The organism is Xanthobacter pseudotagetidis (assembly GCF_043194795.2).
In the GTDB taxonomy this organism is placed as follows: domain Bacteria; phylum Pseudomonadota; class Alphaproteobacteria; order Rhizobiales; family Xanthobacteraceae; genus Xanthobacter; species Xanthobacter tagetidis_A.
On the sequence record NZ_CM195534.1, the window covers coordinates 1,341,839 to 1,356,435 of the forward strand.

A 14,597-nucleotide genomic window follows, 5' to 3' on the forward strand; every position below is an offset into this window, starting at 1 on the left:
AATCGCTTCTCCGCTAAACGCCAATGCGAGCCATAAGCTAGGGGGAGACGATGGCCGATCACGGCACGATCGAATACGGCACCGCCGAAGGCAACGACTACGTCGAGCACGAGCGCACCTATGCGCTGTTCACCGAGCTCACCAAATGGGCCACCATCACCCTCGCCGTCATTCTCGTCCTGATGTGGATCTTCCTCCTCTGAGCCCAAGCGGGCCGGAGCACCGGAGACATTTTCGATGAAAATCGCTGTCCCCGCCGAGGTGGATCTCGGCGAGCCGCGGGTCGCTGCGACCCCGGATACGGTCAAGCGCCTTGTCGCGCTCGGCGCCCAGGTGGCGGTCGAGGCTGGCGCGGGCATCAAGTCCGGCATCCTCGATGCCGATTACGAGGCTGTCGGCGCCACCATCGCCCCCTCGGGCGCGGACGCCGTCGCCGGTGCCGATGTGGTACTGAAGGTTCGCCGTCCCACGGAAGCCGAACTTTCGTCCTATAAGCGCGGCGCCCTCGTGCTCGCCATCATGGACCCCTACGGCAACGACGCCGCGCTCACCGCCATGGCCAATGCCGGGGTCGCCGCCTTCGCCATGGAGCTGATGCCCCGCATCACCCGCGCACAGGTGATGGACGTTCTGTCCTCGCAGGCCAATATCGCCGGCTACCGCGCCGTGATCGACGCCGCCGCCGAGTTCAACCGCGCGCTGCCGCAGATGATGACCGCCGCCGGCACCGTGCCCGCCGCGCGGGTCTTCGTCATGGGCGCGGGCGTCGCCGGCCTCCAGGCCATCGCCACCGCGCGCCGCCTCGGCGCCATCGTCACCGCCACCGACGTCCGCCCCGCGGCGAAGGAGCAGGTGGCCTCGCTCGGCGCCAAGTTCGTCGCCGTGGAGGACGAGGAGTTCAAGCAGGCGGAGACCGCCGCCGGCTACGCCAAGCCCATGTCGGCGGAGTACCAGGCCAAGCAGGCCGCGCTCGTCGCCGACCACATCAAGAAGCAGGACATCGTCATCACCACGGCCCTCATTCCGGGCCGGCCGGCGCCGAAGCTGGTGAGCGCGGCCATGGTCGCCTCCATGAAGCCGGGCTCGGTGCTGGTGGACCTCGCGGTCGAGCGCGGCGGCAACGTGGAAGGGGCGATCCCCGGCCAGGTGGCGGAAGTGGGCGGCGTGAAGATCGTCGGCCACCTCAACGTCCCCGGCCGTTCGGCGGCCTCCACCTCGCCGCTCTACGCCAAGAACCTGTTCAACTTCCTCGAGACCATGGTGGACAAGCAGGCCAAGGCCCTTGCCGTCAAATGGGACGACGAGCTGGTCAAGGCGACGTTGCTCACCCGCGACGGCGCCGTCGTGCACCCGAATTTCGCACCCAAGACTGAGGGAGCGGCCTGATGACCCCCAATCCACAACTCGCGGCGGACGCCGCGGAACAGGCGCGCATCGCCGCCGAGGTGGCGCGCCAGGCGGCGGAAGCCGCCCAGGCCTATGCGGACCAGGCCGCCGCCGCCCTCGGCGGGCTCGCCCATGCGGCCACCGGCGGCGCCATCGATCCGTTCGTGTTCCGCCTCTCCATCTTCGTGCTCGCGGTGTTCGTGGGCTACTACGTGGTGTGGTCGGTGACGCCGGCGCTGCACACCCCGCTCATGAGCGTCACCAACGCCATCTCCTCGGTGATCGTGGTGGGCGCGCTGCTCGCGGTGGGCGTGTCGACGGTGGGCGATCCGGGCCACGCCTGGTGGGCGCGCATCTTCGGCTTCATCGCCCTCGTCTTCGCCTCGGTGAACATCTTCGGCGGGTTCATGGTGACCAGCCGCATGCTCGCCATGTACTCGAAGAAGAAGTGAGGCCGGCGCCATGAACGCGAACATCGCCGCCGCCCTCTACCTCGTGGCGGGCATCCTCTTCATCCTGGCGCTGCGGGGCCTCTCGCATCCCACCACCTCCCGGCAGGGCAACCTGTTCGGCATGGTGGGCATGGGCATCGCCGTGCTGACCACGCTGGCCCTCCAGCCGCCGTCCGACGCGTTCGGCTGGGTGCTGGTGATCGCCGGCATCGCCATCGGCGGCGCCATCGGCGCCGTGGTGGCCAAGCGCATCGCCATGACGGCGATGCCGCAGCTGGTGGCCGCCTTCCACTCGCTGGTGGGCCTCGCCGCCGTGCTGGTCGCCGCCGCCGCGCTCTACGCGCCGGAGGCGTTCGGCATCGGCTCTCCGGGCAATCTGCACGGCGCCAGCCTGATCGAGATGTCGCTCGGCGTCGCCATCGGCGCCATCACCTTCACCGGCTCGATCATCGCCTTCGCCAAGCTCAACGGCAACATGAGCGGCAAGCCGATCATGCTGCCGATGCGGCACTTCATCAACGGCGGCCTCGCCCTGCTGCTGGTCATCCTGGTCGTCGCCTTCGTGCTCACCGGCTCGATCGCGCTGTTCTGGATCATCACGGTGCTGGCCCTGGTTCTGGGCGGGCTGCTCATCATCCCCATCGGCGGCGCGGACATGCCCGTCGTGGTGTCGATGCTGAACTCCTATTCGGGCTGGGCCGCGGCCGGCATCGGCTTCACGCTGGGCAACACCGCGCTGATCATCACCGGCGCGCTGGTGGGCTCCTCGGGCGCCATCCTCAGCTACATCATGTGCAAGGGCATGAACCGGTCCTTCATCTCCGTCATCCTCGGCGGCTTCGGCGGCGAGACCGCCGGCGCGGCCGGCGGGGCGGTGGAGGCGCGGCCGGTGAAGCAGGGTTCGGCGGACGACGCGGCCTACATCATGAAGAATGCCGGCAAGGTCATCATCGTGCCGGGCTACGGCATGGCGGTGGCGCAGGCGCAGCACGCGCTGCGCGAGATGGCCGACATGCTCAAGGAGGAAGGCGTCGAGGTGAAGTACGCCATCCACCCGGTGGCGGGCCGCATGCCGGGCCACATGAACGTGCTGCTGGCCGAGGCGCAGGTGCCGTACGACGAGGTGTTCGAGCTGGAGGACATCAACTCCGAGTTCGCCCAGGCCGACGTCGCCTTCGTCATCGGCGCCAACGACGTGACCAACCCGGCCGCCAAGACCGATCCGCAGTCGCCGATCTTCGGCATGCCGATCCTCGACGTGGAGCGGGCCAAGACCGTGCTCTTCATCAAGCGCGGCATGGGCTCGGGCTATGCCGGCGTGGAGAACGAGCTGTTCTTCAAGGACAACACCATGATGCTCTTCGGCGACGCCAAGAAGGTCACCGAGGAGATCGTCAAGGCCATGGGCCACTAAAGGCGAGCAGCCCTGCCCGCCGACAGGCGGCTGGCAGGGGGCCACGAACGAAGAAAGGGCCGCCCGCCGGACTGGCGTGGCGGCCCTTTCGTTCGAGGCGTTTCCTTGGGGGACACGCTGCCCCGTTTTCGGGGCGGGCTTCGTGCCCGCCGCGGTTAAGGGGGACGGCAAAGCGCTCCCGGCGCCGCACCCCCTCACCCTGCCCTCTCCCCGCCGGGGAGAGGGGTCTCTCCCAAGACCTGCCCTCTCTCCCTGTCGGAGAGGGGGGCTGCGCGAGGGGGCTCCCTCTCCCGGAGGGAGAGGGCGGGGGTGAGGGGATCGCCACCAATCCCGACGTCATGCCCCGGCTTGTCCGGGGGCATCCGCCGGCCGCCGTCGCTGTCCTTCAGACCGGAGAGTCCGCGGCTGCCCGAGAGGTGGATCCCCCGGACAAGCCGGGGGATGACGAATCCGCCCACCGGACGGGGCGGTGATCCGGGCGCCGGACTGGCGCCGGTCGGTCCGCGCGGCCTTCGGCCTGTGCTTGCGCCCCGATCAGACGCCGCCGAGGCAGACGTACTTGATGTTCAGGTAGTCGTCGCAGCCGTACTTGGAGCCCTCGCGGCCGACGCCGCTCTCCTTCACGCCGCCGAACGGGGCCACCTCGGTGGTGATGACGCCGGCATTGACGCCCACCTGCCCGTACTGAAGCGCCTCGGAGACGCGGAACGCGCGGCCGAGGTCCTTGGTGAAGAAGTAGCAGGCGAGGCCGTACTCGGTGGCGTTGGCGTAGGCGACGGCCTGCTCCTCGGTCTCGAACTTGAAGAGCGGGGCGATGGGGCCGAAGATCTCGTCGCGCGCGAACGCCATGTCCTGGGTCGCGCCGGTGAGCACGGTGGGCTCGAAGAAGGTGCCGCCCTGGGGCGGCTGCCTGCCGCCGGTCGCCACCTGCGCGCCCTTGTCGAGCGCGTCCTTGAGCAGCCGCTCCACCTTGGCCAGGGCGCGCTCGTCGATCAGCGGGCCGGCGGCGACGCCTTCCTCCATGCCGTTGCCCACCTTCAGCTTCTTGGAGGCCTCGGTGAACTTGGCGGCAAAGGCGTCATAGACGCCCGCCTGCACGTAGAAGCGGTTGGCGCACACGCAGGTCTGGCCCACATTGCGATACTTGGAGGCGATGGCCTGCTCCACCGCGAGGTCGAGGTCGGCGTCGTCGAACACCAGGAACGGCGCGTTGCCGCCGAGCTCCATGGAGACCTTCTTCATGGTGTCGGCCGACTGCTTCACCAGCAGCTTGCCCACCGGGGTCGAGCCGGTGAAGGTCACCTTCTTGACGATCGGGTTGGTGGTCATCTCCAGGCCGATGGCCGGCGCGTCGCCGGTGACGATGTTGACCACGCCGGCCGGGATGCCCGCCATCTCCGCCAGCACGCCCCAGGCATAGCCGGAGAAGGGCGTCAGCTCGGACGGCTTGCACACCACCGTGCAGCCCGCGGCGAGCGCCGCGCCGATCTTGCGCGACAGCATGGAGGAGGGGAAGTTCCACGGCGTGATGGCCGCGCACACGCCCACCGGCTCCTTGGTCACGAGGATGCGCCGGCCGGCCCAGGGGGAGGGGACCACGTCGCCATAGAGGCGCCGCGCTTCCTCGGCGAACCAGCGCACATAGGCAGCCGAGCCAGCCACCTCGCCGCGCGCCTCCGGCAGCGGCTTGCCCTGCTCGGTGGTGAGGATCACCGCCAGCTCCTCATTGTTGGCGAGGATCAGGTCGGCGAGCTTGTGAAGCTTGGCGGCACGCTCGGCGGCGGTGGTGGCGCGCCAGGTGGTGAATGCCTTGCCGGCGGCCTCGATGGCGCGGCGGGTCTCGGCGGCGCCGGCCTTGGGCACGGTGCCGACCACCTCGCCGGTGGCCGGGTTGGTGACGGTGATGGTCTCGCCGCTGTCGGCGTCGACCCATTGGCCGCCGATGAGCATCTGCTCGCGCAGGAGGGTGAAGCGCGGGGCGCCCGTACGGGCGACGGGCTGGGGAGCGGCCATGGTCTTTCTCCTGAGGCTGAGAGCCGATCTGGCGGTCGATTTTGCGGGCGTTCGGCTACCGCATATAGGCCTAAAGGCGCAGACGCGCGAGCGTGTCGCGCGCAGGCGTGCCGCCGCGTGCCATGCGCGCAGCGCGCGTCCGGCGGCGACGGGCTCGGGCGATCAGCGAAGGAAGCGCCGCTCAGCGCACACAGGTGATGGAGTGGAAGGGCACGATCTGCTCCTTCTGCCCGCTGCCTGCGGCGATCTGGCAGCGCAGATAGTCCTTGCCCACGCTCATGGGCGCGAAGCCGGTGATAGTCGAGCCGCCCACCACCTGGATGATGATGGCCTGCCCGTCCTTGGCGCTCACCACGTCGAGCACCGCCTGGCGGAAATCGTCGTCCTTGAGCTGGCACCTCATGGGTCTCGTCCTCCCGGCATCGGCGGGCGGGAAGCCCGCGCGGCGGCATCTTCGACCGTCGGTGCGATCTTAACGCTGATGGGGCGCAAAAAGGCGAGCCCAATCGTCACGCAGCGGCGCGGCGCGCCGCGCCACAGGCGGGATGCCGCGCGACCCGGCCCCCTCAGCCGGGCTTGCGCGCGACGATGTCGATCAGCGCCGAGGGGCCCTTGTGCCGCGCGCCCTCGTTCAGCTCGGCGTCGTAGCTCGAAAGCTCGATGATCTCGAAATCGGAGAATTCGGCGCGCAGCAGTTCCTCGGTGTAATGCCACGTGGGATCGGACGGACCGCCGGTGCCGTATGCGATCTGCTCCGGCCGGTAGCCTTCCATGATGAGGAGCCCGCCGGGCTTCAGGGTCCGCTTCATGCCGGCGAACACCCGTGCGCGATCCTGCGGCGGCATGAACTGGATGAAGATGGTCGCGACCACATCGTAGGCCTCCGACGGAAACTCCCAGGTCAGGAGGTCGGCGAGCTCGAAGTCGAGCTCGACCCCGCGCCGGGCCGCGAGCTGGCGCGCCTTGGCCTGCGCCACCGAGGAGAAGTCCATGGAATGCACGCTCAGGCCCTGCTCGGCGAGCCATACGCCGTTGCGCGCCTCGCCGTCCGCCACCGCCAGCACCCGCTGGCCCTTCTCGAGCCGCGGCGCCTGACGGGAGAGGAAGGCGTTCGGCGCTTCGCCGAACAGGAATTCCTCGCCTGCGAACCGCTTGTCCCAGCTGTTCATCTTCGGTCTCTCCTCCCGAGCAGCGCTTCGCCGCAGCGGCGGAGCGCCGCAATCCACATGGGCCGAGTGTTGATCGAGGTCAACCCTGTCCCGCGCTGTCGGGTTTACGTTCCTGGAACCTCTCGAAGGAGGGCAGGGACATGTGGAAGCTGGCAATTCTCGTCTGGCTCGTGATGGGCACCACGTTCGCGGGGATCGGGGTGATGGTGGTTCTGGCGACGCCATCGCTGTCGGGGCAGGACATGAACCTGATCCCGCTCGCCGCGGGCATCGGCGCACTGGTCGCCGTTCCCTGCGCCTGGCTGGTGGCACGCCAGATCTTCGCCGCCACCGCGCGCTAGGCGCTCGCCCGCTCAGGCGCGGGCGATGGCGTGGAAGAAGCTTCCCGTCACGTGACCGCGCCGGCTGCCGGCCGGGCCGAGGTCGCGTCCCTGCGCATCGCTCAGGCGGGCAAGCGGTGCGTCGTCGCCACGGGTGAGCGTGGTGGCGTAGTGGAATTCATGGCCGCGCACCGTCGTGCCTTCGGGGCCGAGGGGCGCGGGCGCGAGCAGGCGCGCCTCCCGGTAGCCGAGATTCATCCGCCGCTGCGCGAAGCTGGTCTCAAGGTCGAGCAGGCCGAGCATCTGGTGGGCGACGCCGTCCGCATCGGTGAGCATGCGTCCGAGGGCCATGTAGCCGCCGCACTCCCCGTGCACGGGCCGCGTCTGCGCGAACCCGCGCACGCCGTCGCGGAAGCGCGCTGCGGCGGCAAGGCGGGCGGCATGCAGCTCCGGATAGCCGCCGGGCAGCCATAGGGCGTCGCAGGACTCGTCCGGCGCCTCGTCCGCGAGCGGCGAGAACGGCACGATCTCGGCGCCGCTGCGCCGCCAGTGCGCCAGCACGTGGCCGTAGACGAAGGAGAAGGCCGCGTCCCGCGCCAGCGCGATGCGCCGGCCTGGCGGCGGCAGCGCGTGCGCCTGCGTGTCCGCGGCCGGCAGCGGCTTCAGCGGCCGGGCGGCGGCCTCTATGGCCGCAAGGTCCAGATGCCGCTCGGCGAGGTCGGCGAGCGCGGCGAGACGCGCCTCAAGGTCGCCCGTCTCCTCCGCCTGGACGAGGCCGAGATGCCGCTCCGGCAGGATCAGTCCTGCCTCGCGTGGGATGGCGCCGAGCACCGCGATGCCGGCGGCGGCCATGGCATCGCGGATCAACGTCTCGTGCCGGGCGCTGGCGAGCTTGTTCAGCACCACGCCGGCGAGCGGCACCTCGGGGTCGAACAGCGCGAAGCCGCGCGCCACCGCCGCCGCGGTCTGCGACTGGCCGGACACGTCCAGCACCAGCACCGCCGGCAGGCCGAGGCGCGCCGCCACGTCCGCCCCCGCTCCGGTGCGGCGGGGCGCGGCCGGCACGCCGTCGAACAAGCCCATGGCGCCTTCCGCCACCAGCAGCTCGGTTCCCTCCGCCGCCTCGGCCGCCAGCGCGTCGAGCAGAGCGGGCGGCATGGCCCAGCTGTCGAGGTTGAGTCCGTCCCGGCCGGTGGCGGCGGCGTGGAAGGCGGGATCGATGTAATCGGGACCGGTCTTCACCGCCCGCACCTTCACCCCGCGCCGGGCGTAGGCCGAGAGCAGCGCCAGTGTGACCGTGGTCTTGCCCGAGCCCGAGCGCGGCGCGCCGACGAGGAAGCCGCGCGCGCTCATGAGGGCGTTCCGCTGGCGGACGGCCCTTCAAAGGCGCGGCCTTCGGGCCTATCACTCACGCCATGAGCGTTCCGTCCGAAACCGAAGGCCCGAGCGATCCGGAACCCGGCGGCCCGCATCTGCGGCGCGGCTGGACCACCGGCACCTGCGCCGCCGGCGCCGCCAAGGCGGCGTTCGCGGCTCTGGTGACGGGCGCCTTCCCGGACCCGGTGGAGGTGGCGCTTCCCGGCGGCCAGCGCCCCGCCTTCGCCCTGGCGCGGCAGGAGCTCGGCGGGGCGAGCGCCACCGCCGGCATCGTCAAGGATGCCGGCGACGACCCGGACGTGACCCACGGCGCGCTCGTGCTCGCCACCGTGCGGCGCGGCGCGCCGGGCGCGGGCGTCACCTTCCGCGCCGGGGAAGGGGTGGGCACCGTCACCCGGCCCGGCTTGCCGCTGCCGCCGGGCGAGTCGGCCATCAATCCGGTGCCGCGCCGCATGATTGCTGAAGGCATCGCCGAGGTGGCGCGGGCCCATGGCGTTCCCGCCGACGCCGAGGTGGAGATCGCCATCGCCGACGGCGCCGCCTTGGCGCTGAAGACGCTCAACCCGCGCCTCGGCATCCTCGGCGGGCTCTCGGTGCTGGGCACCACGGGGGTGGTGATCCCGTTCTCCTGCTCGGCCTGGATCCACTCGATCCATCGCGGCATCGACGTCGCCCGCGCCATGGGGATCGGCCATGTGGCCGGGGCCACCGGATCGGCCTCCGAGGCGGCGGCGCAGGAGTTCCACGGTTTGCCCGATGTGGCGCTGATCGACATGGGCGATTTCGCCGGCGGCATGCTGAAATACATCGCCGCCCATCCGGTGGCGAAGGTCACGGTGGCGGGCGGCGTCGCCAAGATGACGAAGCTGGCGCAGGGCCGGCTCGACCTCCACTCCAAGCGCGGCAGCGCCGACCTCCCGGCGCTGGCCGATCTGGCGCGCGGCGCGGGTGCGACCGAGGAGGTGGCGGCCGCGATCGCGCAGGCCAACACGGTGGCCCATGCCTTCGCCATCGCTGCGGAGGCCGGCATCGCGCTGGGCGACGCGGTGGCGCGCGGCGCCTGGGAGACGGCGGCGGGCGCGCTGCGGCGCGGCGACGTGCTGCTGGAGATCTTGGTGTTCGACCGCGACGGCGCGCTGAGGGGCCGCGCGCCCTTCGCCCCGGCTCACGCGCCGCCTCCGCGGAAGCGGCGCACATAGTCGCGGTCATAAAGAGCGCTCTCGCGGAAGTCGCCGGCGGCGAGCGCGCGGCCCACCAGGATCAGCGCCGTGCGCGTCATGGGCGCGGCGGCGAGCTTGCCCTCGATGTCGGCGAGCGTGCCTGAGACCACCCGCTCGCCCGGCCAGGTGGCGCGCTCCACCACCGCCACCGGGCAGTCGGCGCCGTAATGGGGCAGAAGCTGCGCCACCACCTGGCCCAGCACATGCGCCGCCAGGTGGATGGCGAGCGTCGCGCCGGTGGCGGCGAAGGCTTCGAGCGTCTCCCGCTCCGGCATGGCGGAGGCGCGTCCCGAGACGCGGGTCAGCACCACGCTCTGCGCCATCCCGGGCACCGTCAGCTCGCGCCCGATCAGCGCCGCCGCCGCCGCGAAGGCGGGCACGCCCGGCGTGAGGGTATAGGGAATGCCGCGCCGCTCCAGCCGCCGGATCTGCTCGGCCACCGCGCTGTAGAGCGAGAGATCGCCGGAATGGAGCCGGGCCACGTCCTCGCCCGCCGCGTGGGCGCGCACGAACTCGGCTTCGATGCGGTCGAGGTCGAGCGGGGCGGTGTCGACGAGGCGCACCCCCGGCGGGCACCAGGAGAGCACCTCCGGCGCCACGGTGGAGCCGGCATGAAGGCAGACCGGGCAGCGGGCGATGAGGTCGCGCCCGCGCACGGTGATGAGGTCCGCCGCGCCGGGGCCGGCGCCGATGAAATGGACCGTCATGACGCCCCCCGCCGCGCCAGGGCACAGGTGACCGGGCCGAGCGCCAGGCGCGGCCCGAGCAACTGCGCCTGCGCCCCCGCGGCTGCCAGCGCCGCGGTTTCGGCCGCCGAGGGCACGCGCAGCAGCGCCACCACCCGCTCGGAACGGGTCCTGGCGCGGTTCGACGCGGCCTCCAGCTGGGTCTGCGGCACCAGGACCAGCGGCAGGCCGAGCGCCGCCGCCGCCTCGCTGATGCCGGCCTCCCCGCCCTTCACGGCGGGGGCGGCGATGAGGTTCACGTCTGCGCGGTCGAGCGCCGCGCGCGCCAGCGCCGCGTCCAGGGCGGCCAGCACCTCGTCCTGCGATACGCCCCGTTTCGAGCCGATGCCGGCGACGATCATGCTCTTCCCTCAGGCCCTGGCCTTCACATGCCGCCACTGGGTGACCGGCATGGCCGACCGCCAGCCGGTGAGCCCCTGCACCGGTGCCGCCCGCGACAATGCGATGCGCACCAGGTCGCCGCCGAGCCGCGCGTGGGCGGCGAGCAGCAGCGCCTCGGTCTGCAGCGTCACCGCGTTCGCCACCAGCCGCCCGCCCGGCTTCAGCGCCTCCAGCGCCGTGTCCAGCAGACGGGTGCGGCTCGCGCCGCCGCCGACGAAGATGACATCGGGCGGGGGCAGTCCGGCAAGGGCCTTAGGCGCCGCGCCCTCGACGATCTGAAGGTGCGGCACCCCGAGCCGCGCCGCGTTGCGCGCCATGCGGGAGGCGCGGGTGGCGTCCTTCTCGATGGCGATGGCCGACAGCGAGGGGTCGCACAGCAGCCACTCGATGGACACCGAGCCCGAGCCGCCGCCGATGTCCCACAGCAATTCCCCCCGGCGCGGGGCGAGCGCCGAGAGGGTCAGCGCCCGGATCTCGCGCTTGGTGATCTGCCCGTCATGCTCGAACAGCTCGTCGGCAAGCCCGCTCGCCAGGGAGAGGAGCGGCGCGCCGTCGGCCGCCTCCACCTCGATGGCAACGAGGTTGAGCGGCTGGATGCCGTCGAGGTCGAAGCCGTCCGCCTTGGACGTGCGGATGCGCTCGCGCGGGCCGCCGAGCGCCTCCAGCACCGTGAGGCGCGAGGCGCCGCAGCCGAGATTCGCGAGCAGGTCCGCGACAGCGGCGGGGCCGTGCGCGTCCGAGGTCAGAGCGAGGATATGCGCGCCGGCCTGGAGAAAAGGCCGCAGGCGGCCGATCTCGCGCCCGTGCAGCGAGACCTGATCCACGTCCTGGAGCGGCCAGCCGAGCCGGGCGGCGGCGAGCGCGAAGGCGCTGGGGCCGGGGACGACCTGCATCTCGTCCGCCGGCACATGGCGCGCCAGCACAGCGCCGACGCCGTGGAGCATGGGATCGCCCGAGGCGAGCACGCACACGGCGCGCCCGCGCGCGGTGAGCACCGGTTCCACCGAGAACGGGCTCGGCCACGGCATCGCCTCGCCTTGAATCAGGCCGCTCGCCAGCCCGAGGTGCCGCGCGCCGCCGAACACGATCTCCGCGCCCTCGATGAGCGCCCGCGCGGCGGGCGAGAGACCGTCCGCGCCGTCCTCGCCGATGCCGACGATGGACAGCCAGCGCCCGTCTGCGGCACGGTGCGCGCCGATGGATGCTTCCTTGCGGCCCTTCGCGGGCGACCTAGCCATGGCGCACGTGCTCCTTCTGGGCGGCACCGGGGAGGCGCGCGCGCTTGCCGGCCGCCTCGCGGACCGCGACGACCTGCGGGTGACGCTCTCGCTCGCCGGCCGCACCCTCGCGCCCGCCGCGCAGCCGGTGCCGGCGCGCGTCGGCGGCTTCGGCGGCGCCGAGGGGCTGGCGGCCTATCTGGAGGCCGAAGGGATCGCGGCGGTGGTCGACGCCACCCATCCCTATGCCACCCGCATCTCGGCCAATGCGGTGGCGGCGTGCGCCAGGACCGGCGTGCCGCTGCTCGTCCTCGGGCGTCCGCCGTGGCAGCGCCGGGAGGGCGACCGCTGGCGCGAGGCGGCGGACGTTCGCGCCGCCGTCGCTGCCCTGGGCACGGCGCCGCGCCGGGTGTTCCTGGCGCTCGGGCGCAACGAGGTGCGCGCGGCCGAGGCGGCGCCGCAGCATGCCTTTCTCGTGCGCAGCGTCGACCCCATCGACCCGCCGCTGGCGGTTCCGGAGGCGCAATACCTGCTCGGCCGCGGCCCGTTCACCGAAGAGGGCGACCGGGCGCTGCTCACCGCCCATCGCATCGACGCCATCATCGCCAAGAACAGCGGCGGGGCGGCCACCTACGGCAAGATCGCCGCCGCCCGCGCGCTCGGCATCGAGGTGATCCTGATCGCCCGCCCGCCGACGACGGACGTGGCGGCGGTGGCCGATATGGGCGCCGCCGAGGCATGGCTGGCGCAGGTGCTCGCTCATCGCGCCGCCTCCGCCGAACGCGGGGCATAGACCAGCGGCGGCAGGCCCTCTCGTGCCACCACCCGGCTCGCGGCTGAGCCGATGATGATGCAGGTGGCCATGTCGGCGAGGTTGGAGCGCGCCTCGGCGAGCGGCGTCACGGTGATATGTTCGTCCGCCCGCCCGGCGGCGCGGCCGAACACCACGGGCACGTCGGCCGGCAGCGTCTCCCGCAGCAGGTCGAAGGCGCGTCCGAGCTGCCAGGGCCGCGCCCGGCTGACGGGATTGTAGAGCGCGATCACGAAGCCGGCCTCTGCGGCGAGGCGCAGGCGCTTCTCCACCAGCTCCCAGGGCTTCAGGTTGTCGGAGAGCGAAATGGCACAGAAATCGTGGCCGAGCGGCGCCCCGGCGCGCGCCGCCACCGCCAGCATGGCGGTCACCCCCGGCACCACGGCGACATCGAGCGCGCGCCAGGCGGGCGGCCCTTTCTCGATCGCCTCGCACACCGCCGCCGCCATGGCGAACACGCCGGGATCGCCACCCGAGACCATGGCCACGTTGGACCCCGCCGCCGCCGCGTCCAGCGCCGTGCCGGCGCGCTGCAGCTCCTCGCGGTTGTCGGAGGCGTGGCGGCTCTGGCCGGCGCGCTCCGGCAGGCGGGCGAGATAGGGCAGATAGCCGAAGAGCGCGTCGGCGGCCTCCACCGCCGCGCGCGCCTCGGGCGTCATCTGCGCGTCGGCGCCGGGGCCGAGGCCGACGACGGTGAGGCGGCCGCCGCTCACGCCGCGCGCTCCCATCCGGGCACCAGGACGATGGAGAAGTAGGGCGCGCGCGTCTCCGCGCGCGTCGCGAGCGGCACCAGGGCGCAGCCCTCCATGGTGCCGCGCTCCACATAGAGCGCCTTCTCCAGCCGCCCGGCGGCGGCGAGCGCGCGGCGGATCTTCGGCAGGTTGCGGCCCACCTTCATGACCACGCAGGCGTCGGCCTCGCGGAAGCGGCGCGTCAGCGCCTCCTCGTCGAGGGTGCCGGGCACCACCATCAGCACGTCGTCCCCTTGCGCGATCGGCGCGCCGGCCTGCGACCAGCAGCCGGACATGCCGGTGACCCCGGCGATCACGGTCGAGGGAAAGCGCGGCGCGAGGCGCACATGCAGATGCATGTAGGAGCCGTAGAACAGGGGATCGCCCTCGCTCAGCACCGCCACCCGCCGTCCCGCCAGCAGATGCTCGGCGACCGCCGCCGCCGACGCGTCGTAGAACGCGCCGATGGCCATGCGGTAGGCGGCGTCGTGGCGGTGGATCTCGGTGGTGACCGGATAGAGCAGCGGCAGCTCCGCCGTGCCCTCGGCGATGTGCGCGGCGGCGATGGTGCGGGCGTGGCTGACGTTCCCGGCCTTGGCGAAATAGGCCACCACGTCCGCCTCGGCGAGCGCGCGCACCGCCTTCAGGGTGAGAAGCTCGGGATCGCCGGGGCCGACGCCGACGCCGTAGAGATGGCCCCTCATAGGCCGGCCCTCGCCAGCGCGTTGAGGGCGGCGGCGGTGATGGCGCTGCCTCCGAGGCGGCCCTCGACGATGGCGAACGGCACGCCGCGCGGGTTCCGCGCCAGCTCGTCCTTGGATTCGGCGGCGCCCACGAAGCCCACCGGCATGCCGAGGATGGCTGCGGGCTGGGGCGCCCCCAGGTCCAGCATCTCCAGGAGGTGGAACAGCGCGGTCGGCGCGTTGCCGATGGCGACCACGGCGCCCGCGAGCTTGTCGCGCCACAGTTCCAGCGCCGCCGCCGAGCGCGTGGTGCCGAGCTTCTCGGCCAGCGCGGGCACGGCGGGATCGCGCAGGGTGCAGACCACCTCGTTGCCGGCCGGCAGGCGGGCGCGGGTGACGCCGTGCGCCACCATCTGCGCGTCGCACAGGATCGGCGCGCCGGCCTTCAGCGCGTCGCGGGCGGCAACGACGAAACCGGGGCCGAAGCGGAAGTGCCGCGCCGCCTCCACCAGCCCGCAGGCATGGATCATGCGCACCGCGAGGTCGGCCTCCTCCTCGGAAAAGCGGGAGAGGTCGGCCTCGGCGCGGATGATGGCGAAGGAGCGCTCATAGATGGCGGTGCTGTCGCGCTCATAGGCGGGAAGGGCGGGAGCCGGCGCGGCGGGCGTGCTCATGGA

17 protein-coding genes are annotated in these 14,597 nt (G+C 72.4%); 7 read left to right on the top strand and 10 right to left on the bottom strand.

What is annotated here, in order from left to right:
* The first annotated feature begins 50 nt into the window (after positions 1–50).
* From V5F67_RS06205 to V5F67_RS06220, 4 genes are read left to right on the top strand one after another with little or no spacing between them, the layout of a single operon-like run.
* Positions 51–203, top strand: coding sequence for an aa3-type cytochrome c oxidase subunit IV (locus V5F67_RS06205; RefSeq protein WP_394020084.1), 153 nt, complete (start codon positions 51–53; stop codon positions 201–203).
* 34 nt (positions 204–237) lie between these two features.
* A complete protein-coding gene (locus V5F67_RS06210) occupies positions 238–1,386 on the top strand; it encodes a Re/Si-specific NAD(P)(+) transhydrogenase subunit alpha (protein ID WP_394020082.1) in 1,149 nt (382 codons plus the stop codon).
* Positions 1,386–1,838 carry a proton-translocating transhydrogenase family protein gene (locus V5F67_RS06215; protein WP_394020080.1) on the top strand — a complete coding sequence of 151 codons (453 nt, stop codon included), beginning with the start codon at positions 1,386–1,388 and terminating at the stop codon, positions 1,836–1,838. Before V5F67_RS06210 ends, V5F67_RS06215 begins: the two co-directional genes overlap by 1 nt.
* A gap of 10 nt (positions 1,839–1,848) precedes the next feature.
* A complete protein-coding gene (locus V5F67_RS06220) occupies positions 1,849–3,252 on the top strand; it encodes an NAD(P)(+) transhydrogenase (Re/Si-specific) subunit beta (RefSeq protein ID WP_394020078.1) in 1,404 nt (467 codons plus the stop codon).
* A gap of 534 nt (positions 3,253–3,786) precedes the next feature.
* Here the strand turns inward: V5F67_RS06220 and V5F67_RS06225 are convergent.
* From V5F67_RS06225 to V5F67_RS06235, 3 genes are all read right to left on the bottom strand, one after another.
* Entirely contained in the window at positions 3,787–5,265 is a 1,479-nt protein-coding gene (locus V5F67_RS06225; protein WP_394020076.1) for an NAD-dependent succinate-semialdehyde dehydrogenase, read from the bottom strand.
* Positions 5,266–5,446: 181 nt separating this feature from the next.
* A complete protein-coding gene (locus V5F67_RS06230; RefSeq protein WP_394020074.1) occupies positions 5,447–5,668 on the bottom strand; it encodes a hypothetical protein in 222 nt (73 codons plus the stop codon).
* A gap of 163 nt (positions 5,669–5,831) precedes the next feature.
* Positions 5,832–6,434 carry an SAM-dependent methyltransferase gene (locus V5F67_RS06235; protein ID WP_394020072.1) on the bottom strand — a complete coding sequence of 201 codons (603 nt, stop codon included), beginning with the start codon at positions 6,432–6,434 and terminating at the stop codon, positions 5,832–5,834.
* Positions 6,435–6,574: 140 nt separating this feature from the next.
* Between V5F67_RS06235 and V5F67_RS06240 the strand changes: the two genes are divergently transcribed.
* The gene (locus V5F67_RS06240) at positions 6,575–6,775 is read left to right on the top strand and encodes a hypothetical protein (protein WP_394020070.1); all 201 of its coding nucleotides are present in this window, start codon (positions 6,575–6,577) and stop codon (positions 6,773–6,775) included.
* 12 nt (positions 6,776–6,787) lie between these two features.
* Here V5F67_RS06240 and V5F67_RS06245 read toward each other — a convergent pair whose 3' ends face one another.
* On the bottom strand, positions 6,788–8,107 hold the full coding sequence (locus V5F67_RS06245) for a cobyrinic acid a,c-diamide synthase CobB (RefSeq protein ID WP_394020068.1): 1,320 nt from the start codon (positions 8,105–8,107) through the stop codon (positions 6,788–6,790).
* Between the two features lie 62 nt (positions 8,108–8,169).
* On the opposite strand from V5F67_RS06245, the gene V5F67_RS06250 reads away from it, so the two are divergent.
* Positions 8,170–9,330: a cobalt-precorrin-5B (C(1))-methyltransferase gene (locus tag V5F67_RS06250; RefSeq protein ID WP_394020066.1), complete on the top strand. Its 1,161-nt coding sequence runs from the start codon at positions 8,170–8,172 to the stop codon at positions 9,328–9,330.
* On the opposite strand, the gene cobM is transcribed toward V5F67_RS06250, so the two are convergent.
* From cobM to cbiE, 3 genes are read right to left on the bottom strand one after another with little or no spacing between them, the layout of a single operon-like run.
* Entirely contained in the window at positions 9,297–10,058 is a 762-nt protein-coding gene (gene cobM / locus V5F67_RS06255) for a precorrin-4 C(11)-methyltransferase (RefSeq protein WP_394020064.1), read from the bottom strand. The two genes, V5F67_RS06250 and cobM, sit on opposite strands and share 34 nt — an antisense overlap.
* On the bottom strand, positions 10,055–10,438 hold the full coding sequence (locus tag V5F67_RS06260; RefSeq protein WP_394020062.1) for a cobalamin biosynthesis protein: 384 nt from the start codon (positions 10,436–10,438) through the stop codon (positions 10,055–10,057). Before V5F67_RS06260 ends, cobM begins: the two co-directional genes overlap by 4 nt.
* 9 nt (positions 10,439–10,447) lie before the next feature.
* Positions 10,448–11,716 carry a precorrin-6y C5,15-methyltransferase (decarboxylating) subunit CbiE gene (cbiE, locus tag V5F67_RS06265; protein WP_394020060.1) on the bottom strand — a complete coding sequence of 423 codons (1,269 nt, stop codon included), beginning with the start codon at positions 11,714–11,716 and terminating at the stop codon, positions 10,448–10,450.
* Here cbiE and V5F67_RS06270 point away from each other — a divergent pair.
* The gene (locus tag V5F67_RS06270; protein WP_394020058.1) at positions 11,715–12,488 is read left to right on the top strand and encodes a cobalt-precorrin-6A reductase; all 774 of its coding nucleotides are present in this window, start codon (positions 11,715–11,717) and stop codon (positions 12,486–12,488) included. The genes cbiE and V5F67_RS06270 overlap by 2 nt on opposite strands.
* Here V5F67_RS06270 and V5F67_RS06275 read toward each other — a convergent pair.
* Genes V5F67_RS06275 through V5F67_RS06285 form a run of 3 tightly spaced genes read right to left on the bottom strand, consistent with a single transcriptional unit; the run spans position 12,455 to position 14,594 of the window.
* Positions 12,455–13,234 (bottom strand): precorrin-3B C(17)-methyltransferase, encoded by a 780-nt coding sequence (locus V5F67_RS06275; protein WP_394020056.1) that lies wholly within the window; start codon positions 13,232–13,234, stop codon positions 12,455–12,457. The two genes, V5F67_RS06270 and V5F67_RS06275, sit on opposite strands and share 34 nt — an antisense overlap.
* Complete coding sequence (locus V5F67_RS06280; RefSeq protein WP_394020054.1) at positions 13,216–13,941, bottom strand: precorrin-2 C(20)-methyltransferase; 726 nt, start codon at positions 13,939–13,941, stop codon at positions 13,216–13,218. The genes V5F67_RS06275 and V5F67_RS06280 overlap by 19 nt, the downstream gene beginning before the upstream one ends.
* Positions 13,938–14,594: a precorrin-8X methylmutase gene (locus V5F67_RS06285; protein WP_394020052.1), complete on the bottom strand. Its 657-nt coding sequence runs from the start codon at positions 14,592–14,594 to the stop codon at positions 13,938–13,940. Before V5F67_RS06285 ends, V5F67_RS06280 begins: the two co-directional genes overlap by 4 nt.
* Positions 14,595–14,597: the final 3 nt, after the last annotated feature.